Source organism: Albidovulum sediminis (assembly GCF_025380365.1).
In the GTDB taxonomy this organism is placed as follows: Bacteria; Pseudomonadota; Alphaproteobacteria; order Rhodobacterales; family Rhodobacteraceae; genus Albidovulum; species Albidovulum sediminis.
Map to the genome: position 1 here is coordinate 467067 of NZ_JAOCQF010000002.1, position 25102 is coordinate 492168.

Sequence of the window (25102 nt, forward strand, 5' to 3'; positions counted from 1 at the left end):
TCGCGCGACGCACTCCGAAAGGACCGACCATGGCAGAGGCAAACCAGGGCAATCGTCCGCTTTCACCGCATTTGCAGATCTACCGCCCGCAACTGACCTCGATCACTTCGATCCTGACCCGCATCACCGGCAATGCGCTGATCGTGGCGACGATCCTGGTGGTGTGGTGGCTGCTGGCGGCGGCCACGGGGCCCGACTATTTCGTGCTGGCCGATGCGGTCGTCCGGTCCTGGTTCGGAAAGCTGGTCTTCCTCGGATCCATCTGGGCGGTCTGGTACCACTTCCTCGCCGGGCTCCGGCACCTCTACTACGACAGCGGCCGCGGCCTCGACATTCCCACCGCGGAAAAGCTCGGCTGGGCCTGCATCATCGGCTCGGTCGTCCTGACCGTGATCACAGTCATCATTCTCTGAGGGGGCGGGCGATGAGATACATGACCGACCGCAAGCGCGCCGCAGGCCTCGGCTCGGCGAAAAGCGGAACCGAGCATTACTGGCACATGCAGGTGTCGGCAGCCGGGCTGGCAATCCTTGTCCCTCTGTTCATCTTCACCTTCGGTTGCATCCTCGGCGCCCCGCACGAAGAGGTGGTGGCCTACTACAGCCGTCCCTTCCCGGCGATCGTGGCGGCACTGACGCTGGTCGTGGGGCTGACCCACTTCAAGAACGGGGCGCAGGTGATGATCGAGGACTACGCCCACGGGTTCACCCGCAAGGCGCTGATCGTGGGCACGGTGTGCCTGTCCTATGCGCTGATGGCCACCGGGCTTTTCGCGCTGATCCGGCTTGCGCTCTGAGGAACGACGATGACTGCTTATCCTTTTGAAGTTCACGAATATGACGTCGTGGTCGTGGGCGCGGGCGGTGCGGGCCTGCGCGCGACGCTCGGCATGGCCGAACAGGGGCTGAGGACGGCCTGCGTGACCAAGGTTTTTCCGACGCGGTCCCACACGGTTGCCGCGCAGGGCGGGATTGCCGCCTCGCTCTCGAACATGGGGCCCGACCACTGGCAGTGGCACATGTATGACACGGTCAAGGGCTCCGACTGGCTGGGCGACACCGACGCGATGGAATACCTCGCGCGCGAGGCGCCGAAGGCGGTTTACGAGCTTGAGCACTATGGCGTGCCCTTCAGCCGGACCGAGGAAGGCAAGATCTACCAACGCCCCTTCGGCGGCCACACGACCGAATTCGGCGAAGGCCCCCCGGTGCAGCGCACCTGCGCTGCTGCCGACCGCACCGGCCACGCGATCCTGCACACCCTTTACGGCCAGAGCCTGAAGGAAAAGGCAGAGTTCTTCATCGAATACTTCGCCATTGACCTCATCATCACCGACGGCGCCTGCACCGGCGTGGTGGCCTGGAAGCTGGATGATGGCACGATCCATGTCTTCAACGCCAAGATGGTGGTGCTGGCGACCGGCGGCTATGGCCGGGCCTATTTCAGCGCGACAAGCGCGCACACCTGCACCGGCGACGGTGGCGGCATGGTGGCGCGCGCCGGCCTGCCCTTGCAGGACATGGAATTCGTGCAGTTCCACCCGACCGGCATCTACGGCGCGGGCGTGCTGATCACCGAGGGCGCGCGGGGCGAGGGCGGATACCTCACCAACTCGGAAGGCGAGCGGTTCATGGAACGCTACGCGCCGACCTACAAGGATCTGGCCAGCCGCGACGTCGTCAGCCGCTGCATGACGATCGAGATCCGCGAGGGGCGCGGCGTGGGCGAGGGCAAGGACCACATCCACCTGAACCTCAGCCATATCCCCCCCGCGACGTTGCACGAACGGCTGCCGGGCATCACCGAGTCGGCGCGCATCTTCTCGGGCGTCGATGTCACGAAGGAGCCGATCCCGGTGCTGCCGACGGTGCACTACAACATGGGCGGCATCCCCACGAACTATTGGGGAGAGGTGCTGAACCCGACGGCGGATGCCCCCGATGCCGTCTTCCCCGGCCTGATGGCCGTGGGCGAGGCAGGCTGCGCGAGCGTCCATGGCGCCAACCGCCTGGGCTCCAACAGCCTGATCGACCTTGTGGTTTTCGGCCGCGCCGCGGCCATTCGCGCGGGCCAGATCGTGAAACCCGGGGCGGCGAACGTTCCCGTCAACAAGGCCGAGGTCGACCGGGCGCTTGCACGCTTCGACGGGTTGCGCCATGCCAAGGGCAACGTCGCGACGGCCGACTTGCGCCTTGAGATGCAGAAGACCATGCAGGCGGATGCCGCCGTCTTCCGCACCGACAAGACTCTGGCCGAAGGTGTCGAGAAAATGGGCAAGGTCGCCGCCAAGATGGACGACCTGAAGGTCACCGACCGGTCGCTGATCTGGAACTCCGACCTGATGGAGACGCTGGAACTCGCCAACCTGATGCCGAATGCGCTGGCCACCATCACCGCTGCCGAGGCGCGCAAGGAAAGCCGGGGCGCGCACGCGCATGAAGATTGGCCGAACCGCGATGACGCCAACTGGCGCAAGCATTCGCTGGCCTGGGTCGACGGTGCGAAGGTGACTCTGGGATACCGTCCTGTGCATCTGGAGCCGCTGACCAAGCCCGAACAGGGCGGGATCGACCCGAAGAAGATTGCGCCGAAGGCGAGGGTCTACTGATGCGCGGGCCCGCACTGATGACTGTCATGGCTTCGCTAGCGCTCGCCGCCTGCGAAACCCAGACCGTTCCGGGCGGGCCGATCGCGCTTTGCAGTGCGCAGTCGGGACTGACGGTGCGCGCGGCGCGCCTGCAGGCCTCGGGCGCCACCGGTCCGGTTGCAGCGACGGCGGCGGAGGCCGAGGCGATCAACGCCTGCCTTGAGCGGGCCGGCGCGCCCGCGCTCGCGCGCGAGGTGACCGTGGCGGTGCCGACGCCGGAGCGCGAGGGGGCGAACGTCCTCTCCGGGGGGGACGCTTATCGCGGTTCCTCGCTGGTCGAGGTGACGATTGCGCCCGTGCCGTCCGCGCCTGCGCCATACGTGAAACCCGCGGCCGGCAAGCTGCCGTTGCCGACGTCCTATCCGCTGCTGCCGGGGGATGCGGAACTGTGGCAGACTCTGACGCGGGCAGAGCAGGAACGCGCGCTCCTGTTCCTTCAGGACGGCTCCAGCATCCGCGCCTCGCTGAGGACGGACTGATGCACCCTGCCACGGCCCTTCTGCCACTGTGCCTTGCCCTTGCGGCCTGTGGTCCGATGTCGGTCGAACGCGCCGAGGAGGCGTGCTATGACCGCGCGCGCCTGGCGGCAGGGCCGCGTGGCATGGTCGCGCTGGGCACCGGTTCGGGCGGTCCGGCCTCCAAGTTCGAGCTGGAGATCTCCAGCGATTACCTTCAGGGCCGCGATCCGTCCGCCCTTTACGATGCCTGCGTCTATCAGAAATCCGGCCAGCCACCGCGCCAGCCGCTCTACACCCGCCGAGATTGGAAGGGATAAGCCATGGTCCAGTTCACGCTTCCGAAGAATTCGAAGATCCGGGTCGGCAAGACCTGGCCGAAGCCCGAGGGCAGGAACATCCGCAAGTTCCAGATCTACCGCTGGGACCCCGACACCGGCGAGAACCCGCGGGTCGATACCTATTTCCTCGACATGGACAAGTGCGGGCCGATGGTCCTGGACGCGCTGATCAAGATCAAGAACGAGGTCGACCCGACGCTGACCTTCCGCCGGTCCTGCCGCGAGGGGATCTGCGGATCGTGTGCCATGAACATCGACGGGATCAACACGCTCGCCTGCATCTACGGGCTCGACGAGGTTAAGGGCGACGTGAAGATCTATCCCCTGCCGCACATGCCGGTGGTCAAGGACCTGATCCCGGACCTCACGCATTTCTACGCGCAGCACGCCTCGATCATGCCCTGGCTGGAGACCAAGACGAACCGGCCGGCGAAGGAATGGCGCCAGTCGATCGAGGACCGCAAGAAGCTCGACGGGCTCTATGAATGCGTGATGTGCGCCTCCTGCTCCACCTCCTGCCCGTCCTACTGGTGGAACTCGGACCGCTACCTCGGGCCGGCAGCCCTTCTCCACGCCTACCGCTGGATCATCGATTCGCGCGATGAGGCCACGGGCGAGCGGCTGGACGAGCTTGAGGACCCCTTCAAGCTCTACCGCTGCCACACGATCATGAACTGCGCCAAGACCTGCCCGAAGGGCCTGAACCCGGCCAAGGCCATCGCCGAGATCAAGAAGATGATGGTCGAGCGGGTGGTGTGAGCGGCGGAGGATCGCCTCTGGCCGTGAGCGGCCGCTAGGCCGTTTTCCGGCTCCGTGCTAGCCTGTCCCTGCGCAAACAGGGAGAGGCAGAAATGTCCGGGAACATCACGCTTCTCGTCGGCACGACGAAAGGGCTTTTCCTCATCGAGGGGGGCAACGACCGCACCGGCTGGTCGGTCTCCGGCCCCCATTGCAACGGCTGGCCGATCAACCATGCCGTGGGCGATGCCGAGACCGGCACGATCTGGGCGGGCGGTGGCGGGGACTGGCACGGCGCGGGCGTCTGGCGGTCGGAGGACGGCGGGCAAAGCTGGGAGCTCAGCAAGCTGACCGCGGGCCAGATGGACGACTGGGCGGCGAACGACGCCGACTTCGCGGCCATGATCGGCTGGACGGCGGCGGAACCCCCCTTCGGCAAGGACTTTGCACAGGTCTGGTCGCTGGGGCGGGCGCATGGGCGGCTTTATGCGGGAACGAAGCCCGCAAGCCTTCTCGAAAGCGCGGACGGCGGGCGGACCTGGGCCCGCGTCCAGGGGCTTTCCGATCACCCCTCGGCCGGAAGCTGGCAACCCGGCGCCGCGGGTCTGGTGCTGCACACCATCGTGGCGGACCCGGACGATCCGCGAAAGCTCTGGATCGGCATTTCGGCGGCGGGCGTTTTCGCGACCGAGGACGGAGGCGCGACCTGGGAACGCCGCAACCGCCTGTCCAACGCCGAGGCCTGCGCCCATCACGACCATCCCGCCGCGCCCAGGGACGGAGAGACCGGGCACTGCGTGCACAACATGATGCGCGCGCCGGGAGAGGCCGATGTGCTTTACCAGCAGAACCATCACGGTGTCTGGCGCTCGGCCGATGGCGGGCGCAGCTGGGACGACATCACCCCCGGCCTGCCCTCGACCTTCGGCTTTCCGATACGTGTGCATCCGCGCGAGCCCGACACGGTCTGGACGCTGCCGCTCAACGGCGACATGGCCGGCCGCTTTCCGCCAGACGCCGCCTGCGCGGTCTGGCGGTCGCGCGACGGCGGGCAGACATGGGCGGCGATGCGCGCGGGGCTGCCGCAGCAGGGTTGCTTCTTCACGGTGCTGCGGCAGGCGATGTCCGGCGACGCCCGCGACCCCGCCGGGATCTACTTCGGCACCAACAGCGGCTCGGTCTTCGCGAGCTTCGATGAAGGCGACAACTGGCACGAGGTCGCCCGCCACCTGCCCACGATCCTGGCCGTGGAGGCGCTGGATCGTGCGTGAGGGGGCCGGGGCGGTCGGGGCGTTGAGGACGGCGAGATGCCCCTGATCCGGTCTCTGAAGGACGGCTGGCAGCGCCAGAAGCCCCGCCTCCGCAGGTTGCTGGCGCAGGTCAACCGCAGGGTTCCGCCGGGGCTTCGGCTGGTGCTGGGGCTCCTGCTGATCGCCGGGGGGATCTTCGGTTTCCTGCCCGTGCTGGGGTTCTGGATGGTGCCCCTTGGCGCCGGGGTGGTGTGGCTCGACCTTCGCGCGTTAAGGAAGGCGCGAAGGTCCGAGTCGGGGGGAAAGGGAAGCGGCGGTTCCCCGTCCTAGCCGCGAATGTAGTGCAAACCCTGGAAGCCTGCGCGCAACGCGGCGGTTTCCGGCGCCAGGCTTTCGGGGTCGTTCGACCTCAGCGCGGCCGCGATCAGTCGGGCGAGGGCCGGGGCGTCCGCCTCGGTCACGCCGCGCCGCACAAGCTCGGGCGTCCCGATCCTGAGGCCGTTGAGGTCGCCCGCCACCTCGGGGATCGGAAGGCCGATGCCGCAGGCCAGGAACCCGGCCTTGCGCAGCGTCTTTGAGGCGGTTTGCCCACCCCCGAAGGCCGCCGCCTCAAGCGCGAACTGGTGCGAGGCGGTCGCGCCGCGCGCCGAGGCAAAGACCGGCATTCCCTCGGCCGTCAACGCCATGGCCAGTGCCCGCGCGACCGAGATCATCTTGCCCGCGTAGGCGCCCCCAAGATCGCGCCAGTCGAGCAGCGTCATCGCCAGCGCCGCCACCCGGCCCGCGTCGAAGTTCGCCGTCATGCCCGGAAAGGCGATCCTGTCCAGCCGTTCCGCGATCCCGGCGTCATTCGTCACGATCAGCCCCCCGGCTGGTCCGCCCAGGCTTTTGTAGGTGGACATGGTCATCAGGTCGGCGCCCTCGGCCAGCGGATCGTCCCACTGGCCGCCGGCGATGATGCCGCACTGGTGGGCCGCGTCGAAAAGGACGCGCGCGCCGACCTCATCCGCGATGGCGCGGATGTCGCGCACGGGGTGCGGAAAGAGGTTGAGCGACCCGCCGATGGTGATGAGCACGGGCCGCACGCGCCGCGCGAGGTCGCGCAGCGCGTCAAGGTCGACGGTGTAGCCGTCGGCATCGACCGGCGCAGGGTGCGTGACCAGGCCGTAAAGTCCCGCGCACCCCGCCGCATGGTGGGTGACGTGGCCGCCGACGGTGGCGGGCGGCGCGATGATGTGATCGCCCGGCTTCGTCAGCGCCATGAACCCGTAAAGGTTGGCCATGGCCCCCGAAAAGACGCGCAGTTCCGCGTATTTCGCGCGAAAGACCTCGGCCGCCAGTTCGGCCGCAATGGTCTCGATCTCCTCGATCGCCTCAAGCCCCATCTCGTACTTGTCGCCCGGATAGCCAAGCGAGGGGCGCGACCCGAGGCCCGCCGACAACAGCGCCTCTGCCCGCGGGTTCATCACGTTTGTCGCGGGGTTGAGGTTGAAGCAGTCACGGTCGTGGGTGCGGCGGTTCGCCTCGGCCAGCCGTTCGATGCGGCGGGCGACCTCGGCCGACGGCGCCGCGGTTTCGCCGGCATGGCGCTGGATCAGGGTTTCGCAGGGCGCGGGCACCCAGTCACGCGGGGTTAGATGGGGCATCGAATCCTCCTTTAGTCCGGGGCATCTGAACCCGTGGGGCTTGCGCGGGCAAATGAGATTTGCAAGACCTTAGGCGTAGAAAATCTGAGGCTGGTATGCCGGTTTCCCCGCCTCCCCTGAAGGGCCTTCCGCTGAATGCGCTTCGCGCTTTCGAAGCTGCCGCGCGCCTCGGCGGGTTTGCTGCCGCGGCAACGGAACTGGGCGTGACCGCCGGCGCGATCACCGCCCATGTCAAGACGCTGGAGGAGGCGCTGGGCGCGCCGCTCTTCGAGCGTCACGCCAGGGGTGTGCGGCTGACCGCGCTGGGCCAGCGGGTGCTGCCCGATTTCGTCGAGGCGTTCGACCGGCTCGGGCTTGCGGTGCAGACGCTTCGGGCTGAAGCGGCGCCACGGCAGGTCCATATCGCGACCTTGCCCGCCATCGCACAGCTTTGGCTGTCCCCGCGACTGCCCGCGATCCGGGCCGCCGCGCCGGAAATCGCCGTTTCCATCACAGCGATGGAGGCGCCGCCGGACCTCAAGCGCGCGCCCTTCGACCTCAACCTCTTCTTCCGCGAGGACAACCTTGGCCGGCTTGTCAGCGCGGACGAGATCTTTCCCGTCTGCGCGCCGCAACTGGCCGCCGACCTCGTCCATCCGCGCGATCTGGCGCAGGTGCCGTGCCTGTCCGATGCCGTCTGGGCCGATGACTGGCAGCTTTGGGCCGAGGTCGCCGCACCCGGTTGGTCGTTTGCCCCGCGCGGGCCGGTCTTTTCGCTCTACGCGCTCGCGGTCGAGGAAACGGTGAACGGGGCAGGGGTGCTTGTCGGTCACGAACCGCTGGTCGCGCAGCAGCTCGCCACCGGGGCGCTGGTGGCCCCCTTCGGCGCCAGACGCAGGCTCCGGCGCACGCTGCGCCTGTGGTCCGCGCGCCCGCTGCGCCCCGGTTCCGCCGCGGCGCGGGTCGCGGACTGGCTTTCGGCCTAGGAAAAGGCCGCCTGAAGCGCGATTTCCACCATGGTGCCGAAGCTGCGTTCGCGGTCTTCGGCCGGCAACGCCTCATGCGTGATCAGGTGATCGGAGATGGTCAGGATCGCCAGCGCCCGTGCGCCGAGACGGGCGGCGACCGTGTAAAGCTCCGCCGCCTCCATCTCGACGCAGAGCGTGCCGTGGCGGGCCAGCACCTCGTTCAGGTCGGGGCGTTCATCGTAGAAGACATCGGCCGAATAGATGCCGCCGACATGCGTGGGCGTCCCGTTCGCGCGGGCTGCCGCGACGGCCTTTTCCAGCAGGCCGTAATCGGCGCAGGGCGCGAACTGCATCTCCCGGAAGAACCCGCGCGAGGGGGTGGACATGGTCGAGGCGGTCATGGCGATGACGATGTCGCGCACCTTGACGCGGTCCAGCATCGCGCCGGCCGATCCGATCCGGATCAGCGTCTTCGCGCCGTATTCGCGGATCAGTTCGTTCGCGTAGATCGACAGCGACGGCATCCCCATGCCGGAGCCGTGGATCGTCACCCGATGGCCCTTCCAGGTGCCGGTGAATCCCAGCATCCCCCGCACCTCGTTGACGCAGACGGGATCGGTCAGGAACGTTTCCGCCGCCCAGCGGGCGCGGCGCGGATCGCCGGGCATCAGGACGGTTTCGGCGATGTCGCCGGGCTTGGCGCCGATATGCGGGGTCATGCGGTGTCTCTCGGTTGCGGGTCGGGCCACATGGTAACGCCCGCGGGTTCCGCAGCAAGACCGAACTTGAGCGCGCCGGCCGCAGGAAGGTCCTACTCCGCCGCCTCTGCCTTCGGCTCGGCAAGGCCGACGATGTCGCCCATGATCCGGTTCAGCTGGAAATCCTTGGGCGTGTAGACCCTTGCGACGCCCATGGCCGAAAGCGCCGCGCCGTCTTCGTCGGGGATGATCCCGCCGACGACGACCGGCACCCGGCCCAGGCCGGCCGCCCGCATCCGATCCATCACCTCGGCCACCAGCGGCAGGTGACTGCCCGACAGGATCGACAGGCCGACCACATGCGCGCCCTCGCTTTCGGCCGCGGCGACGATCTGCGCCGGCGTCAGGCGGATGCCCTCGTAGTGGATGTCCATGCCGCAGTCGCGGGCGCGTGCGGCGATCTGCTCGGCGCCGTTCGAATGGCCGTCAAGTCCCGGTTTGCCGACGACGAACTTCAGCCGCCGCCCGAGGCGGGTGGAGACCGCATCGACGGCGGCGCGCAGATCGTCGAGCCCCTCGGTGCGGTTTGACGGCGCCCGCGCGACCCCGGTAGGGCCACGATACTCGCCGTGCACGGCGCGCAGGACGCCGGCCCATTCGCCGGTGGTGACCCCCGCCTTCGCGCAGGCAATCGAGGGGGGCATGATGTTGCGCCCCTCCGCCGCCGCGCGGCGGAGCGCGGCCAGCGCCGCCTCGACGGCGCGCGGGTCGCGGGCCTGCCGCCAGGCGTTCAGGCGCCCGATCTGTTCGGCCTCGACCGCCGGATCGACGGTCAGGATAGCGCCGTCGCCCGCGGTCAGAGGCGAGGCCTCGCCCGCCTGCCAGCGGTTGACGCCGACGACGACGGTCTCGCCCGCCTCGATCCGGCTCAGCCGCTCTGCATTGGCCTCGACAAGGCGGCCCTTCATGTAGTCGATCGCGGCGATTGCGCCCCCCATGCCGTCCAGCGTCTCGAGTTCCGACCGCGCGCCCTGTTTCAGCGCCTCGACCCGGGCCGCGACCACGGGGCTGCCGTCGAAAAGGTCGCCGTATTCGAGAAGGTCGGTTTCGTAGGCGAGGATCTGCTGCATCCGGAGCGACCATTGCTGGTCCCACGGCCGTGGCAGCCCCAGCGCCTCGTTCCAGGCGGGAAGCTGCACGGCGCGGGCGCGCGCATTCTTCGAGAGCGTCACCGCAAGCATCTCCAGAAGGATGCGGTAGACGTTGTTCTCCGGCTGCTGTTCGGTCAGGCCAAGCGAGTTGACCTGCACGCCATAGCGGAAGCGGCGGTATTTCTCCTCCTCGATCCCGTAGCGGTCGCGGCAGATCTCGTCCCAAAGCTCGGCGAAGGCGCGCATCTTGCACATCTCTGTGACGAAGCGGATGCCCGCGTTCACGAAGAAGGAGATGCGGCCGACCATAGCCGGAAAGTCGGCCGCCGCCACCTTTCCCTTCAGGTCGTCGAGCACCGCGATGCCGGTTGCCAGCGCGAAGGCCAGCTCCTGCTCGGGCGTCGCGCCGGCTTCCTGCAGGTGGTAGGAACAGACGTTCATCGGGTTCCATTTCGGCAGGTGCCCGGCTGTATAGGCGGCCACGTCGGTGATCATCCGCAGCGAGGGCTTCGGCGGGCAGATATAGGTTCCGCGACTGAGATATTCCTTGATGATGTCGTTCTGCACCGTTCCTTGCAGTTTTCGAACATCCGCGCCCTGTTCCTCGGCCACCGCCACATAAAGCGCCAGAAGCCAGGGCGCGGTCGCGTTGATGGTCATGGAGGTGTTCATCTCCTCCAGCGGGATCCCTTGGAAAAGCGCACGCATGTCGCCCAGGTGGCAGACCGGGACGCCGACCTTGCCGACCTCGCCCCGGGCAAGCTCGTGGTCGCTGTCATAGCCCGTCTGTGTCGGCAGGTCGAAGGCGACGGAAAGGCCCGTCTGTCCCTTGGCAAGGTTGGCGCGGTAAAGCGCGTTCGACTTCTCGGCGGTCGAGTGGCCCGCGTAGGTGCGGAAAAGCCATGGCTTGTCGCGTGTCGCCTCGGTCATGACGGCCTCCTGAATCGCGCGCGTAACTTTATTTCGCAGATGCAGAGATAGGCGACACTTCCTGACCTTGTCAATTCGCTGCGTTGCGGCATCCGGGGATTTACCGGCGCATCGCGACCTGTCAGGGTCCGTCCCATGTTCCAGCCGGTCACGCTTCCCCTTTGGCTTTTCGTCCTGATCCTCGTCTTCGCCGGGGTGACCTTCGCCTCGCATTTCCTGTTTCCGTCGGTCCGCTGGTTCTTCCGCCGCAGGGTGGAGCGGGTGGTGACGCGCCTGAACGCGCGGCTCGAACGGCCGATCCAGCCCTTCAAGCTGATGGCCCGGCCGGACATGATCGTGCGGCTGACGCACGACCCGAAGGTGGCCGAGGCCATCGCAACTGAGGCAGCATCGACCGGGATACCCGAGACCGTGCATCTGGAGCGTGCGCGCCGCTACGCGCGCGAGATCGTGCCCGCCTTCTCGGCGACCGTCTACTTCGGCTTTGCCACCCGCGCGGCCCGATGGCTGGCGCGTCTGATCTACCGGGTGCGAATCGGGCAGCTCGACACCGCCGCGCTGGCCGCGATCGACCGGAAATCGGCCGTGGTCTTCGTCATGAATCACCGCTCGAATATGGACTATGTGCTGGTGACGCATCTGGCCGCCGATCGTTCGGCGCTGTCCTATGCGGTCGGCGAATGGGCACGGGTCTGGCCGCTGTCGTGGCTGATCCGGGCGTCGGGCGCCTATTTCATCCGGCGTAAGTCGGGCAACCCTCTGTATCGCCGGGTGTTGGCCCGCTATGTCCAGATGGCCACCGCCGAGGGCGTGACGCAGGCGATCTTCCCGGAAGGCGGGCTGAGCCTTGACGGCCGCGTCGGGCGACCGAAACTCGGGCTCCTCTCCTACATCGTCGAGGGCTGGCAGGCGGACGGGCGCGACGTGGTCTTCGTGCCGGTGTCCCTGGCCTATGACCGGGTGATCGAGGACCGGGTGCTGACCGCGGCCCATGCCGCTGGCGTACGCCGGTTCCGGGCATCCTTCGGGTCGATCCTTCTGTTCTTGGGGCGCCAGATCCGAAGGCTTCTCACCGGCCGGTTCGAGCGGTTCGGCACGGCCTCGGTCAGCTTCGGCGCCCCCTTGTCGCTCTCCGCGTTCCTGGCGTCCCCTCGCGTCGATCCGACACTGGAACTGGCCGAGGAACTGATGCGGCGCATCGCCCGCAACGTGTCGATCCTGCCGGTTCCGCTTTTCTGCGCAGCCCTTGGGCAGGATGCCGATGTGGCGCTGAGCGAGGTCACTGCCCGCGCGCAGGCGCTCGCGTCCAGGCTGGAGGCGGCCGGCGCGCATCTCGATCTTCCGAACGGTTCGGCGGGCCTGGCCGTGACGCGGGCTTTGCGCATCCTGGCACTCAGGAAGGTCGTCCTGCGGGTTGGCGACAGGGTCGAGGTGCCGCCGAAGGATCGTGCGCTCATCAGCTTCTACGGGGCTCCCGTGCTGCAGCATCTTTCTGCGACTGCGGCATCGCTTGCCGAAGAAACGGCCATATGGGGCGCTTCTGAGATGTGAGAAAGTCATAAAATTACAAATTACACTCATCCTCTATTGCAAAATTACCAAGCCAATCCTATTCCATGCCTGAACCGCTGATTGATTCTGCGATGCGGCAACAGGACCGGGAGAGACAGATGGCTTTGGACACCCAGACCGAGATCGCGCCCTACGACGCGCCGGAGAAGGATCTCTACGAGATCGGCGAGATGCCCCCACTCGGCTATGTGCCGAAGCAGATGTATGCCTGGGCCATCCGCCGCGAGCGCCACGGCGAGCCCGACACCGCGATGCAGGTCGAGGTGGTCGAGACGCCGGAGATCGACTCGAACGAGGTGCTGGTCCTCGTGATGGCGGCGGGGGTGAACTACAACGGAGTCTGGGCCGCGCTTGGCATCCCGATCAGCCCCTTCGACGGCCACAAGGCACCCTACCACATCGCCGGGTCCGACGCCTCGGGCATCGTCTGGAAGGTCGGCGACAAGGTGAAGCGCTGGAAGGTCGGCGACGAGGTCGTGGTGCATTGCAACCAGGACGACGGCGACGACGAGGAATGCAACGGCGGCGACCCGATGTTCTCGCCCAGCCAGCGGATCTGGGGCTACGAGACGCCGGACGGTTCCTTCGCCCAGTTCACCCGGGTGCAGGCGCAGCAGCTCATGCACCGGCCGAAGCACCTGACCTGGGAGGAAAGTGCCTGCTACACGCTGACGCTGGCCACCGCCTACCGGATGCTCTTCGGCCACCGGCCGCATATCCTCAAGCCCGGCGACAACGTGCTGGTCTGGGGTGCCTCCGGTGGCCTCGGCTCCTACGCGATCCAGCTCATCAACGCGGCGGGGGCGAACGCGATCGGCGTGATCTCGGAAGAGGACAAGCGCCAGTTCGTCATGGATCTGGGCGCCAAGGGCGTGATCAACCGCAAGGAGTTCAGCTGCTGGGGCCAGATGCCCACGGTGAACACGCCGGAATACGCCGCCTGGTTCAAGGAAGCGCGCAAGTTCGGCGCGGCGATCTGGGCCATCACCGGCAAGGGCAACAATGTCGACATGGTGTTCGAGCATCCCGGAGAGGCGACCTTCCCGGTGTCGGTCTTCGTGGTCAAGCGCGGCGGCATGGTGGTGATCTGCGCCGGCACCACGGGCTACAACCTGACCTTTGACGTGCGCTATCTCTGGATGCACCAGAAGCGCGTGCAGGGCAGCCACTTCGCCAACCTCAAGCAGGCGAGCGCGGCCAACAAGCTGATGCTGGAGCGCCGGCTCGACCCCTGCATGTCCGAGGTCTTTCCCTGGGCGGAGATTCCGGCCGCGCATATGAAGATGCGCCGGAACGAGCACAAACCGGGCAATATGGCCGTGCTGGTGCAGTCGCCCAGAACGGGATTGCGCACCTTCGAGGACGCGTTGGAGGCCGGGCGGCGCGGCTGATTTTGCGGCGAAAAGCAGGCAGCATTCTGGAGGACGCGCCACCCATGGTGGCGCGTTTTTTCCATCCTTTGTTTTTCAATGACTTGACGTAAGCGTTTCCCCCATTTTCGGGGAATTGCAAAGGGGCCAGCCTCGTCCGATTCTTCGTCAAAAGATTGCGAACAAGGGTTCAGTTCACTTCACGCGAGAGTTGAAATGCATTACGAATGGATTTTGGATGTGCTGAGTGATCTCAAGTCTTTCGCCCAGGGGAACGGTCTGCCCGAACTGGCTGAACAGTTGGGGGACACATCGATCATCGCGGCGACGGAAATCGCCCGGCTGTCCGAGGACAGGATCGGAGGCCAGGCACCGGATGCGGGCAAGGTTGCGGCGGTTCGTTGGGGAACTACAGCAAGCGACAACGCGTGACGATCTCCAGCGCCATGTCGGCTGGCTGCGCGACCAACTTGGAATTGACCACCTCGTCTATCACTCGGTCAGCGGCGCCGGGCAGCAGTACGGAATACTGACCTATTCCGACGACTGGGTGCGTCGCTACGTCGACGAGGGCTACGCGCGCATCGATCCCGTGGTGCAGGGCAGCCTGCGCCGCTTCGAGCCCATCGACTGGAAGGAACTGGACTGGAGCGGCCGCCAGTCCCGCAACTTTCTGGGAGAGGCGATTTCCGCAGGCGTTGGCAACCAGGGATATTCGGTGCCGATCCGCGGACCGGGGGGCCAGTTCGCGCTGTTCACCATTTCCGGTCGGGTTTCGGATGCCTCCTGGGGCCGGTTCGTCACCAGCACCACGACGGAAGTGCTGCTTGCCGCCCATTTCCTGAACCAGAAGGCACAGGAGATCGTGCAGGGCGCGGCGCAGGGCGATGCCCAGCCGCTCAGCGGACGCGAGATCGACGTGCTGACGCTGCTGGCGCTGGGCATGAACCGCGCGCAGGCCGCCGATGCTCTGCAAATCTCGGAGCATACCCTGCGGTCCTACATCGAAAGCGCCCGCATCAAGCTGGGCGCGATGAACACGACGCACGCGGTCGCGCGCGCCGTCGCGGGCGGTCTCGTGCTGCTCTAGGGTGACCCGCTAGGCTCCTGTTAACCAGTTTTCATTAAGCCCTCCTTATCCAAAAAAGGAGGGATGTGATGCTCAGGTATCTGACCGCAGAAGGACTTTCCGCCTTTCCCCGATTGCGTGACTCGATGTTCGAGGATCGGGCACGACAGTTCCGCGACCGGCTGAACTGGTCCGTGAGCGTGGACGAGCGGGGTTGGGAACGGGACGAGTATGACAGCCTTGGCCCGCTTTACGTGATCTGGCAACGCGTGGACGGGGGGCACGGCGGTTCGATGCGCTTCATGCCGACCGAGAGGCGGACCATGGTGAACGACCACTTCCGCCATCTGGCAGGCGGCCGCCGTATCGCCAGCCCGAAGGTCTGGGAATGCACGCGCTTCTGCCTCGCATCCGAGACGGATCAGAACGCCGCCGCGGCCCTGATGCTCGGGGGCGCGGAACTGGGCATGGGCCTTGGCCTCACCCGGGCGGTCGGCGTCTTCGATGCGCGGATGGTGCGTATCTACCGGCACCTCGGGTGGGAGCCGGACATCCTCGGCACCACGGGCACGGGGCGCGAGGCGGTCAGCCTGGGCTTCTGGCGCTTTTCCGAGGAGGTGCGCCTGCGGCTGGCTGCGAAGGCGGGTTTGCCGCCGTCTCTGTCGCGGGACTGGTTCCTGGCCGACATGCGCCCGAAACTGCCCGCGATGGCCACGGGATAACCCGTCTGGCGCTTGCCCGGCGGGGCGGGTAGGGTCACGCCATGACCCTGCCCGTGCCCCAGTTTTCCGACGATCAGGCCGAAGCCTGGGATCGCGTGGCCGATGTGCTGCGTGGCGCGGGCGTCGATTTGCTGGAGGGCACGACGCTTCCGGCCGCGACCGGCAAGCCGACCGTTCTAGCCGTCATCGGCAAGGCGGGGTCCGGCAAGACCATGCTACTGGCGGAGCTTACCAAGGCGCTGGCAGAGGCCGGGGTGGACCTGATTTCGGGCGACTATGAAGGTCGCCGCCGCAAGGACCGGCGCACGCTCGCCATCCTGGCGCCCACGAACAAGGCCGCAAGCGTGCTGCGCGGGCGCGGCGTGCCGGCGACGACGATCCACCGCATCCTCTACACCCCCGTCTACGATCCCGAATACGAACGCATCGCCGAATGGCTGGCCGGAAACGGCGACCGGCCGGAGGTGGAGGGGCTGAGCGATGCCGCGCTCGACCGGGCGAAGGCATTCTACGATCAGGTGAAATCCATTCCCGGCGCGCTGGCGACGGCGGGCCTTCGGGGATCGGACTTCATCCTTGGCTGGAAGCGGCGCGAGGATCCGCTCGACATCGGATTCATCGACGAATCCTCGATGCTCGACGAACGCCAGTTCGAAGACCTGCGCGAGATTTTCCCGACGCTGGTTCTTTTTGGCGACCCCGCGCAGCTTGCGCCGGTGGGCCAGTCGGGAGAGATGGTGTTCGACCGCCTGCCCGAGGGGCGCAAGCTGACGCTGAGCCGCATCCACCGGCAGGAGTTTGACAGCCCGATCCTCGACCTGGCCCACGCGCTGTCCGATCCCGCGCTGGAGTTCGAGGCGTTCGAGCGCATGGTCGAGGAGGCCGCCCGCCGTGATGACCGCGTGCTCTGGTCCGAGCGGGTGGACGCGGGGCTGATGGCGCGCTCCCCGGTGCTGGTCTGGCGCAACCAGACGCGGGTGCGGCTGATCCAGGCGTTCCGCTCCGCCTATGGCGCGCCGGCCGATGCGCTCCTGCCCGGCGAGCCGCTGATCTGCGACGGGATCGAACTGCCGCTCAAGCATCGCAAGAAGCGTATCGACCTTGAGGCGCGGGGCCTGATCAAGGGGGCGCAGGTCATCTACCTCGGACCCGGCAAGAAGCCTGGCTTCTCGCGACTGCATGTCGTCGGGTCCGAGGATCCGCTGGTCTCTGCCGCCTCGATCGTCAAGATCGAACTGCCGGACACGGAGGAGCCCTTCATTCCCTACGCCGCGCGGATGGGTGCTGCCTTCCTGCATGGGGCGGCCGTCACCATTCACAAGGCGCAAGGATCGCAGTGGGAGGACGTGCAGGTCTTCGCGCCGGATCTTTTCGTGGCGGCGCGGACGGGGCGGTGCGAGGCCGGCCTGCCCTTGTGGAAGCGGCTCGCCTATGTCGCCATCACGCGGGCCGAAAAGCGGCTGCACTGGGTGGTGCGCAACCGGCTGGCGCGGCCCTCGGAGCCCCTTGGCATCGCCGATCTTCCGAGGGCGAATACGGTCCTTGCGCTCGACCCGGTAGAGGAAGACTGAACGGGCGCGGCAGGCGCCTTTCCGTGGCGCGCCCATCCCGTTACTGTCGCGGACAAAGAAGGGAGTCGCCCATGCGCTGCGTTTTCGTCCAGTTCCGTTGCCAGCCCGGCAAGACCTATGAGGTCGCCAACGAGATCTACGACCGCGAGGTGGTGTCAGAGCTTTATTCCACCTCGGGCGAATACGATCTGATCGCCAAGATCTACATCCCCGAGGATGAGGACGTGGGCCATTGGCTGAACGAAAAGCTTTTCGACATTCCGGGCATCAACCGGACGCTGACCACCATGACGTTCCGGGCGTTCTGAGATGGCGGGCACGATCGTCGTGACTGGTGCCTCTGCCGGCATCGGTCGGGGCGTGGCAGAACGGTTCCTGGCCGAGGGCTGGAACGTCGCCCTGATCGCCCGGCGCGCCGATCTGCTGCGCGCGGTCGCGGGGGCGTCCGACCGCGCGCTTCCGCTCGCCTGCGACGTGTCGGATGCGGGGGCGGTCGACACCGCCTTTGCGGCGGCGGCGGAGCGTTTCGGCAGGATCGACGTTCTGTTCAACAATGCGGGCATTTCGCGCCCGGCGGGGCTGATCGACGAGATCCCGGTCTCGGACTGGACCGACACGCTTGCGGTGAACCTGACCGGGATGTTCCTTTGCGCCCGCGCCGCATTTCGCCAGATGCGGGCGCAAAGGCCGCAGGGCGGGCGGATCATCAACAACGGGTCGATTTCCGCCCACGCGCCGCGCCCCGGATCGGTCTGCTACACCACGACCAAGCACGCGGTGACCGGGCTGACGAAGACGCTGGCGCTCGACGGGCGGCCCTTCGGTATCGCCTGCGGGCAGATCGACATCGGCAATGCGCGCACCGAACTTGCGGCGAAGATGGAAACCGGCGTTCCCCAGGCCGATGGCACCATCCGCGCCGAACCGATGATGGACGTGGCCGATGTCGCCGAGGCGGTCCTGACCATGGCAAGGATGACGGCATCGGCCAACGTTCTGACGATGACGGTCATGGCCTCCAACATGCCCTTCGTCGGGCGCGGCTAGATCAGCGGCGCATCATCCGGAAGGCTTCCGAGGCCGCCCAGCCCGCGACCGCCGCGATGAAGAGCGCAAGCACGCCGTAGATGGCGGGGTGGGTCTGCGCGAGCGTGTAGAGCCAGCGCTCGATCCCGACCTTGCGGACGTAGATCGCCGACTGGTTCGAGGCGATGACCTCGCGGTTGCGCAAAAGGTAGATGCGCGTGGTGTAGTTGCCTTCGACAAGGTTCGCGGGCAGGTCGAAGGTCGCGCTGAACAGCGTCTGCTCCTTCAGGTGCGTGCCGCTTTCGGCCGAGGCGTAAAGCCCCTGGCTCTGGCGTATGCGGATCAACGCATCGGTGAAGGCGCGGGCGTCGAGCACATCCTGCGGCGCGCCGACCGAGCGGATCTTCTGCGGAACGGAGATCTTGCGCCGCAGATCCTCGGTTTGCGACAGGATGTATTCGAGCGGCGCGGTCGCCGCGACCGCGTAGAAGCTGGGCGCGTTGTCGACCTCGACCGACGCGGTATTGACCCAGATGCCCATCTCGCGCGACTTGCGCCGCACGACGATCGGCCCCGATGGCCCCTCGACCGTGATGATGACCTGAAGGATGCCGGTTTCGGGGATCCTGGTTTCCCGCTTTACCGCGCCGTAGACGAGAATGTCCGACCCTTCGAAGTTCGCCGTGATCGAGATGCGGTCCTGGCTCATGCCGGACACGACCTCTTCCTGCGCGGCGGCCTGCGCGGCGCACCCGATGGCGAAGGCGAGCGCGAGCCACCTCATCGCCGCACCTTGGCGAGCGAGTAGAGTTCCGACGGCTCCAGCAGCAGGTCGAGCGCGATCTTGGCGCAGACCGCAAGGACCAGGATCGCCAGCAGCACGCGCAGCTGTTCCGCATTCAGCCGCGCGCCGAGCCGGGTGCCGATCTGGGCCCCGACGACGCCGCCCAGGATCAGCAGCAGCGCCAGCATCAGATCGACAGACTGGTTCGTCAGCGCATGCATGAAGGTGGTGAATCCGGTGACGAAGATGATCTGGAACAGCGAGGTCCCGATGACGACCTTTGTCGGCATTCCCAGCAGGTAGATCATGGCCGGAACCATGATGAAGCCGCCGCCGACACCCATGATCGCGGCAAGAATACCCACCGAGGCGCCCACGACCAACGGCGGAATGACCGAGATGAACAGGCCCGAGGCGCGGAACTTCATCTTGAGCGGAAGATTGTGGATCCAGGTGTGATGGTGGCGCTTCACGCGCGGGGCGGTTCCCGTCCGCATCCGCCTGAGGGTGCGCAGGCTTTCCTGCAGCATCAGAACGCCGATAAGTCCCAGGAAGACCACGTAGGCCAGTTGCACCGCCAGGTCGATCTGCCCCATCCGCGACAGGAAGTTGAAGACCCAGATGCCGACGCCCGACCCGGCAAGGCCGCCGATCAGCAGGACGATACCCATGCGGACATCGACGGTGCGGCGCTTCAGGTGGGCAAGCACACCCGAGATGGAGGACGCGACGACCTGGTTCGCGCCGGTCGCCACCGCCACCGTGGGCGGCACCCCGATGAAGAACAGGAGCGGCGTTATGAGAAAGCCGCCGCCGACGCCGAACAACCCCGACAGCACCCCGACAAGACCGCCAATTCCGAACAGCAGGATGGCGTTCACGGACACTTCGGCAATGGGCAGATATATCTGCATCGGCGGCCAGCTGCCTGTGGAGTTTGACTGCGCAACGGTCGCGGTCCGTCACGGGGATGTCAAATCCCCTTGCGCCCGAACCATGCAAAATGGAAGAGAAAATTCGCCCCGCGTTGCCGAAAAGCCGGAACCGGGACGCCGCGCGCCGGGCGCCGGAACAGGCAAACAGGCGGCACGTCCGGTCGCACTGCCCTGTGCCGCGGTTCGCGCAAGTCCCTGTCCGCAAACGACGCCTGCCCATCGTCCACCTTGCGGCGGAACGATCGAAGCGGTCGCGGCGCCGGGTGGTGGCGGGCGCGGCGCAGGTCAACTGGACATAACTATTGGTTTCTTTGGACCTATCGCAACCATGGCGGGCATGGTGACCTTCATGCAGATGTCGTCAAAGCCTGCTTCCCTATCCGCGCGGTACCCGTCCTTCGGCGGCCTATCCGCGCGCAGGGTAGGCGCGGGCGGTTCGACACGGGGCATTGCAGGACTAGGAATTTTTCATCCATCGGTGGAGTATCGGGGGGCGAGGACACAACCGACTCAGCGGTTCAACGATAATCAGACACGTATCCAAGGGAGATATCTGCATGACGAAGACCAAGACACTTTCACGGCGCACGGTGCTGAAGGGCGCCGGTGCGGCTGCTCTGGCAGCACCGCTCTATTCCAGAAGCGCGCTCGCCTCTTCGGGTGAACTCAACATCCTGATGTGGTCGGACTACCTGCCGCCGGACTTCCTTGCCGCCTTCGAGGCGGAAACCGGGATCAAGGTGAACTACACCGGGATCGGCTCGAACGAGGAAATCATCAACAAGATGAAGGCCACGAAGGGCGAGGGCTTCGACATCGTCAGCCCGACCAACAACCGCTCGCTCCAGTGGGAGCCGCTGGAACTGCTCCAGCCGATCGACATGAACCGCGTGAAGATCGACGCGGTGAACCCGGCGATGGCCAAGATCGGCACCGATGCCTGGAACTTCGGCGCCAAGGGGTCGCACTGGCTGCCGCATATCTGGGGCACCGAGGGCATCGCCTACCGCACCGACCTGTGGCTGCCGGCGGGTGACGCGCCGTCCTACGGTGATGTCTGGTCCGAGGAGAATGCCGGCAAGACCATGGGTCGCGCGCATTCCATGCTGCTTGGCGCGGGCCTCTTCATGGAGCGTTCGGGCGAGATGGAGCCGGGGTCGATCTGGTCTGCCTACAACGACGAAGAAACCATGCGCAAGGTCTGGGGTCAGGTGACCGACTGGTGCGTGGCGCGGAAGGACCGGATCAAGCTGATCTGGAACGATGCGGACACGCAGAAGAACGGTCTTCTGAACGAAGGCGTGGTCGTCGGCCAGACCTGGGACGGGCCCCCGCTCGCGCTCAAGGCGGCGGGCGAGCCGGTGCACTACCAGGCGCCGGTTGAAGGGGCGATGGCCTGGGTCGACGGCATGTCGATCCCGACCGGCGCGACCAACATCGACCAGCTCTATGCGTTCATCGACTTCTCGTACCGCGCCGACCAGGCGGGCCATGCCATCGACAGCCACGGCTACAACTCGCCGGTCCTCGGCGCGGACGGCTTCGCGGGCGACGTCTACAAGAAGAACTTCCAGGAAGCCTATCCGGGCGAGAGCCTGGCCAACCTGAACCCCTGGCCGGCCGAAGCGCCCTGGTATGCCGACGTGCGGACCGAGTTCGTCAACAAGTTCACGAGCGCCTGAGCGCGCGTGCCGGTCCCTCCGCCCGTCGCGGGGGGACCTTTCTGCCTGGCGGGGGCCCGGACCCCGCGCACAAGGGGAATGCGGCCCAGCCGAAACGAGAGCCGCATGAGGGGGGAAGTCACGACATGAGTGCAGGCGTCGGCGTCGATCTGGAGAACCTCTGGATCCGCTTCGGGGACTTCGTCGCCGTGCGCGACGCAAACGTGAACATCCGGGGCGGGGATTTCTTTTCCTTTCTGGGGCCTTCGGGGTGCGGCAAGACGACGATCCTGCGCGCGGTCTCCGGGTTTCTGGAACCGTCGCAGGGCAACATCCTGATCGGCGGCAAGAACATGAAGGGCGTCGGCCCGAACAAGCGGCCAACCGCGCTGATCTTCCAGAACCTCGCGCTGTTCCCGCTGATGAAAGTCTGGGAAAACATCGCCTTCTCGATGGAGATCAAGGGGGCGAGCGCGGGCGAACGGCGCAGGCGCGCCGATGAGCTTCTGGAAATGATCGCGCTTGAAGGCCAGGGTGACAAGCTGCCGTCCGAGCTGTCCGGCGGCCAGCGCCAGCGCGTCGCCATCGCCCGCGCGCTTTGCGCCGAACCGCATGTCCTGCTGCTGGACGAGCCGCTTTCGGCGCTCGACCTGAAGCTGCGCCAGCACATGCGGACCGAACTGCGCGAGATCCAGAAGCGCGTCGGCATCACCTTCATCTACATCACCCATGACCAGGGCGAGGCGCTGACGATGTCGGACAGCATCGCCGTCATGCGCGCGGGCGTTATCGACCAGATCGGCGACGGCAAGACCATCTACAACGACCCCGCCACTCCCTTCGCGGCCTCGTTCGTGGGGGAAAACAACGTCTTCCGCGGCAAGGTCAAGCAGGTCAGCGGCGACCGCGTGCTGGTCCAGTCGAACCGGTCGGGCGATCTTCTTGCGCGGGTCTCTTCGGCCAACATCGGCAAGATGAAGGAAGGCGACAGTGCCATGATCTTCATCCGGCCCGAGGCGTTCCAACTGGCCCGGACCGGAACCGAGGGCGATCACTACGTCTCGGCCCGCGTGGTCAACGAGGAGTTCGAGGGTAACGCCTTCAACATCTTCATGGAGGGCGACGGCGGCAAGGAGATCAAGGTTTCGCTGCCCAACCACGGCCAGTCCTTCGACAGCCACAAGGGCGAGACGATGACGCTGAGGTATGACGTGAAGAACGCCGTGGCCATGCCCGCGGGCGTTCTGGCGACGGAATGACGGAGAGGAACGCATGCCCCGTTTCCTCAAGGATTTCCTGAACCGCAACGGCACCGGGCCGGGGCTGGCGATGCTGGGGCTTGTCCTGTTCTGGACGGTCGGCCTGATCATCCTGCCGCAGCTTTCGATGCTCGACTTCTCGTTCCGGCCGAACCTGCCGCCGCCGGAATTGGGCGGGCCGAAGGATCTCTACACGCTGGAGAACTACAAGTATCTGGTCTACGGCCCCGAGGGCGGCAGCCAGGCCTACAACACCGTCGACCTGATGGTCTTCTTCCGCACCCTCGTCGCGGCGGTCTGCGTGACGGTGTTCAACCTGATCCTGTGCTATCCGATCGCCTACTACCTTGGCCAGACCAGGGGCAACCACATCCGCGTGCTCGCTCTCCTTCTCATCATCCCCTACTGGATCAACGAGATCCTGCGCGCCTTCGCCTTGCGGATAATCTTCGGGGAAACCGGTGTCCTGAACACGATCTTCATGGGGATCGGGCTTTTCGATGCGCCGTTCGACTTCATCCGCAACGACTACGCGCTCTATGCCGGGCTGGGCTATGCCTACATCCTGCTGATGATCTTTCCGATCTACAACGTCATCGAAAGCCTTGATCACAACCAGATCGAGGCGGCGCGTGATCTGGGCGCGCCGTGGTGGCGCATCCACTGGCGGGTGGTCATTCCCTACGCGAAGCCCGGCATCAGTTCAGGCTGCACCATGGTCTTCATGCTGTCGGCGGGTGCGCTCGCCGCGCCGCAGATCCTCGGCGGTCCGTCGAGCCTGTGGTTCACGCAACTCATCTACCAGCAGTTCAACGACAGCAGCGACTGGCCGCAGGGCGCGGCCTATGCGGTCGTCCTGCTGGTCACCTGCGTGCTTCTGGTGCTGGCGGTGATGCGGCTCTTCAAGGTGAACATGGGGGACATCGGCAAATGAGCCTGCCCTTCCTGCGCCTCAGCGTCTGGGTCTACCTCGCGATCTTCTTCGCCTACCTGCTTGGCCCGCTGGTGATCATGTCGGTCACCGCCTTCAACTCGCCGTCGTTCCCGAGTGCCACGCCGTGGGAGTGCCTGACCTTCGACTGGTTTTCGGCGCTGTTCCAGGACCAGCGCATCCTGAACGGGATCCGCAACTCGCTCCTGATCGGGGCGGGGACGGTCGTTCTGTCGGTGCTGATGGGGCTGGCCGGCGCGCTGATGCTGACCCAGGTCTGGCCGAAGCTGCGCGCCACCTTCTACACCGTCATCATCGCGCCAATCCTGATCCCGGGCGTCGTCCTCGGAATTTCGACGCTGGTCTTCTGGGACCGCATCAACCGGATGCTTGGCCTCGGCCCCGACAGCTTCTTGTCGAGCGGCCTTTTCCTGACCATCGTCGGCCAGTCCACCTTCATCGCCTCCTACTGCATGCTGGTCTTGGTGGCGCGGCTGCAGCGCTACGACATCGCGCTGACCGAGGCGGCGCTCGACCTGGGCGCCAGCCATGCGCAGGCGTTCCGCAAGGTCCTGCTGCCGTTCATGCGCCCCGCCATCGCCTCGTCGGCGGTACTGGCGTTCCTTGCCAGTTTCGAGAATTACAACACCACCACCTTCACCTTCGGCGAATATCCGACGCTGACGATCGAACTGGCGCAGAAGGTGCGCTATGGCATCTCGCCCGCGATCTCCGCGCTGGCTTTCCTCATCGTCGTGCTGACCGTGTTCGCGGCGCTCGCGAACGAGGCGGTACTGCGGCGTCGCGAACTGGTCATGGCCGCGCGGCGTCAGGCGACCGTGGCAGAGCTTTCGGGCGGCGGCCTCAGGCTGCCGGGCTTTCTCAGCGGCAACGTCGCGGCCGTTCTTCTGGTCGTGATGGCGGTTGGCACCATCGTTGTGGTCGGCACCGCGGCGACCTACCGGCCGGACCAGTGCATCGCGGACGTGCGCGAGCAGAAGCGGCTGGAGGCCGAGAAGCGCGCCGAGGAACTGCGCGCCAAGCGCGAGGCGGAGCGGAAGGAGAAGGCGGGCAGCGAGCCTGCGGCGACAGCGCCCGCGGGGGCTGGCGGCGCCAACAGCGGCAGCTTCGGCAGCGTCTTCAATCCCGGCGCGCTCCAGGGCGGGACGGTGGAGGAACCCGCCGCCAAGGACGGCAGCAACAGCGGCTTCGGCAGCGTCTTCGATCCGGGCGCCTTGCAGGGCAGCGAAACGGAGGGCGAGGCCCCGTCCGGGGACGGCGCCACGGGTTCGGGCGCCAGCGGCGGTTTTGGCGGGGTTTTCGATCCAAACCTGCTGCAGGGGTCGGGCAACTGACCCGGCCCGGATCGCGCGCGGGCGGCCCCACCGGCCACCCGTCC

At 66.5% G+C, this 25102-nt stretch carries 26 protein-coding genes; 21 read left to right on the forward strand and 5 right to left on the reverse strand.

What is annotated here, in order from left to right; genetic code table 11:
- Nucleotides 1-29 precede the first annotated feature (29 nt).
- From sdhC to N5I32_RS14035, 8 genes are all read left to right on the forward strand, one after another.
- A complete protein-coding gene (gene sdhC / locus N5I32_RS14000; protein ID WP_261496493.1) occupies nucleotides 30-413 on the forward strand; it encodes a succinate dehydrogenase, cytochrome b556 subunit in 384 nt (127 codons plus the stop codon).
- An 11-nt stretch (nucleotides 414-424) separates the two neighbouring features.
- Complete coding sequence (gene sdhD / locus N5I32_RS14005) at nucleotides 425-796, forward strand: succinate dehydrogenase, hydrophobic membrane anchor protein (protein ID WP_261496494.1); 372 nt, start codon at nucleotides 425-427, stop codon at nucleotides 794-796.
- A gap of 9 nt (nucleotides 797-805) precedes the next feature.
- The gene (gene sdhA, locus N5I32_RS14010) at nucleotides 806-2608 is read left to right on the forward strand and encodes a succinate dehydrogenase flavoprotein subunit (protein WP_261496495.1); all 1803 of its coding nucleotides are present in this window, start codon (nucleotides 806-808) and stop codon (nucleotides 2606-2608) included.
- Entirely contained in the window at nucleotides 2608-3126 is a 519-nt protein-coding gene (locus N5I32_RS14015; protein WP_261496496.1) for a hypothetical protein, read from the forward strand. The genes sdhA and N5I32_RS14015 overlap by 1 nt, the downstream gene beginning before the upstream one ends.
- Nucleotides 3126-3422 carry a hypothetical protein gene (locus N5I32_RS14020; RefSeq protein WP_261496497.1) on the forward strand — a complete coding sequence of 99 codons (297 nt, stop codon included), beginning with the start codon at nucleotides 3126-3128 and terminating at the stop codon, nucleotides 3420-3422. Before N5I32_RS14015 ends, N5I32_RS14020 begins: the two co-directional genes overlap by 1 nt.
- A gap of 3 nt (nucleotides 3423-3425) precedes the next feature.
- Complete coding sequence (locus N5I32_RS14025; protein WP_261496498.1) at nucleotides 3426-4202, forward strand: succinate dehydrogenase iron-sulfur subunit; 777 nt, start codon at nucleotides 3426-3428, stop codon at nucleotides 4200-4202.
- Between the two features lie 92 nt (nucleotides 4203-4294).
- Entirely contained in the window at nucleotides 4295-5452 is a 1158-nt protein-coding gene (locus N5I32_RS14030) for a WD40/YVTN/BNR-like repeat-containing protein (RefSeq protein WP_261496499.1), read from the forward strand.
- A gap of 36 nt (nucleotides 5453-5488) precedes the next feature.
- Nucleotides 5489-5761, forward strand: a complete 273-nt coding sequence (locus tag N5I32_RS14035; RefSeq protein ID WP_261496500.1) for a hypothetical protein — start codon at nucleotides 5489-5491, stop codon at nucleotides 5759-5761.
- Here N5I32_RS14035 and glyA read toward each other — a convergent pair.
- A complete protein-coding gene (gene glyA / locus N5I32_RS14040; protein WP_261496501.1) occupies nucleotides 5758-7077 on the reverse strand; it encodes a serine hydroxymethyltransferase in 1320 nt (439 codons plus the stop codon). The two genes, N5I32_RS14035 and glyA, sit on opposite strands and share 4 nt — an antisense overlap.
- A 95-nt stretch (nucleotides 7078-7172) precedes the next feature.
- Here glyA and N5I32_RS14045 point away from each other — a divergent pair, with 95 nt between their 5' ends.
- Nucleotides 7173-8042, forward strand: a complete 870-nt coding sequence (locus tag N5I32_RS14045; RefSeq protein WP_261496502.1) for a LysR family transcriptional regulator — start codon at nucleotides 7173-7175, stop codon at nucleotides 8040-8042.
- On the opposite strand, the gene deoD is transcribed toward N5I32_RS14045, so the two are convergent.
- On the reverse strand, nucleotides 8039-8743 hold the full coding sequence (deoD, locus tag N5I32_RS14050) for a purine-nucleoside phosphorylase (RefSeq protein ID WP_261496503.1): 705 nt from the start codon (nucleotides 8741-8743) through the stop codon (nucleotides 8039-8041). The genes N5I32_RS14045 and deoD overlap by 4 nt on opposite strands.
- Before the next feature lie 92 nt (nucleotides 8744-8835).
- Nucleotides 8836-10803 carry a protein meaA gene (locus N5I32_RS14055; RefSeq protein WP_261496504.1) on the reverse strand — a complete coding sequence of 656 codons (1968 nt, stop codon included), beginning with the start codon at nucleotides 10801-10803 and terminating at the stop codon, nucleotides 8836-8838.
- Nucleotides 10804-10938: 135 nt separating this feature from the next.
- On the opposite strand from N5I32_RS14055, the gene N5I32_RS14060 reads away from it, so the two are divergent.
- The 8 genes from N5I32_RS14060 to N5I32_RS14095 all read left to right on the forward strand — a co-directional run bounded on the left by N5I32_RS14060 (nucleotide 10939) and on the right by N5I32_RS14095 (nucleotide 18154).
- Nucleotides 10939-12354: a 1-acyl-sn-glycerol-3-phosphate acyltransferase gene (locus N5I32_RS14060; protein WP_261496505.1), complete on the forward strand. Its 1416-nt coding sequence runs from the start codon at nucleotides 10939-10941 to the stop codon at nucleotides 12352-12354.
- Between the two features lie 119 nt (nucleotides 12355-12473).
- Nucleotides 12474-13766: a crotonyl-CoA carboxylase/reductase gene (ccrA, locus tag N5I32_RS14065; protein WP_261496506.1), complete on the forward strand. Its 1293-nt coding sequence runs from the start codon at nucleotides 12474-12476 to the stop codon at nucleotides 13764-13766.
- 195 nt (nucleotides 13767-13961) lie between these two features.
- On the forward strand, nucleotides 13962-14177 hold the full coding sequence (locus N5I32_RS14070; protein WP_261496507.1) for a hypothetical protein: 216 nt from the start codon (nucleotides 13962-13964) through the stop codon (nucleotides 14175-14177).
- Nucleotides 14134-14835, forward strand: a complete 702-nt coding sequence (locus tag N5I32_RS14075; RefSeq protein WP_261496508.1) for a helix-turn-helix transcriptional regulator — start codon at nucleotides 14134-14136, stop codon at nucleotides 14833-14835. The genes N5I32_RS14070 and N5I32_RS14075 overlap by 44 nt, the downstream gene beginning before the upstream one ends.
- A 68-nt stretch (nucleotides 14836-14903) precedes the next feature.
- Nucleotides 14904-15536 (forward strand): acyl-homoserine-lactone synthase, encoded by a 633-nt coding sequence (locus N5I32_RS14080; protein ID WP_261496509.1) that lies wholly within the window; start codon nucleotides 14904-14906, stop codon nucleotides 15534-15536.
- 41 nt (nucleotides 15537-15577) lie between these two features.
- The gene (locus tag N5I32_RS14085; protein ID WP_261496510.1) at nucleotides 15578-17107 is read left to right on the forward strand and encodes an ATP-dependent DNA helicase; all 1530 of its coding nucleotides are present in this window, start codon (nucleotides 15578-15580) and stop codon (nucleotides 17105-17107) included.
- Nucleotides 17108-17178: 71 nt separating this feature from the next.
- Entirely contained in the window at nucleotides 17179-17415 is a 237-nt protein-coding gene (locus tag N5I32_RS14090; RefSeq protein WP_261496511.1) for an Lrp/AsnC family transcriptional regulator, read from the forward strand.
- Between the two features lies 1 nt (nucleotide 17416).
- Nucleotides 17417-18154 (forward strand): SDR family oxidoreductase, encoded by a 738-nt coding sequence (locus N5I32_RS14095; protein WP_261496512.1) that lies wholly within the window; start codon nucleotides 17417-17419, stop codon nucleotides 18152-18154.
- Nucleotide 18155: 1 nt separating this feature from the next.
- On the opposite strand, the gene N5I32_RS14100 is transcribed toward N5I32_RS14095, so the two are convergent.
- On the reverse strand, nucleotides 18156-18917 hold the full coding sequence (locus N5I32_RS14100; protein WP_261496513.1) for a TIGR02186 family protein: 762 nt from the start codon (nucleotides 18915-18917) through the stop codon (nucleotides 18156-18158).
- Complete coding sequence (locus N5I32_RS14105; RefSeq protein ID WP_261496514.1) at nucleotides 18914-19831, reverse strand: sulfite exporter TauE/SafE family protein; 918 nt, start codon at nucleotides 19829-19831, stop codon at nucleotides 18914-18916. The genes N5I32_RS14100 and N5I32_RS14105 overlap by 4 nt, the downstream gene beginning before the upstream one ends.
- Nucleotides 19832-20409: 578 nt before the next feature.
- Between N5I32_RS14105 and N5I32_RS14110 the strand changes: the two genes are divergently transcribed.
- The 4 genes from N5I32_RS14110 (at nucleotide 20410) to N5I32_RS14125 (ending at nucleotide 25058) form a co-directional block, all read left to right on the forward strand.
- Nucleotides 20410-21534 (forward strand): extracellular solute-binding protein, encoded by a 1125-nt coding sequence (locus tag N5I32_RS14110; protein WP_261496515.1) that lies wholly within the window; start codon nucleotides 20410-20412, stop codon nucleotides 21532-21534.
- Between the two features lie 125 nt (nucleotides 21535-21659).
- Nucleotides 21660-22772 carry an ABC transporter ATP-binding protein gene (locus tag N5I32_RS14115; RefSeq protein WP_261496516.1) on the forward strand — a complete coding sequence of 371 codons (1113 nt, stop codon included), beginning with the start codon at nucleotides 21660-21662 and terminating at the stop codon, nucleotides 22770-22772.
- Between the two features lie 13 nt (nucleotides 22773-22785).
- The gene (locus N5I32_RS14120; protein WP_261496517.1) at nucleotides 22786-23706 is read left to right on the forward strand and encodes an ABC transporter permease; all 921 of its coding nucleotides are present in this window, start codon (nucleotides 22786-22788) and stop codon (nucleotides 23704-23706) included.
- Nucleotides 23703-25058 (forward strand): ABC transporter permease, encoded by a 1356-nt coding sequence (locus N5I32_RS14125; protein ID WP_261496518.1) that lies wholly within the window; start codon nucleotides 23703-23705, stop codon nucleotides 25056-25058. The genes N5I32_RS14120 and N5I32_RS14125 overlap by 4 nt, the downstream gene beginning before the upstream one ends.
- Nucleotides 25059-25102 lie beyond the last annotated feature (44 nt).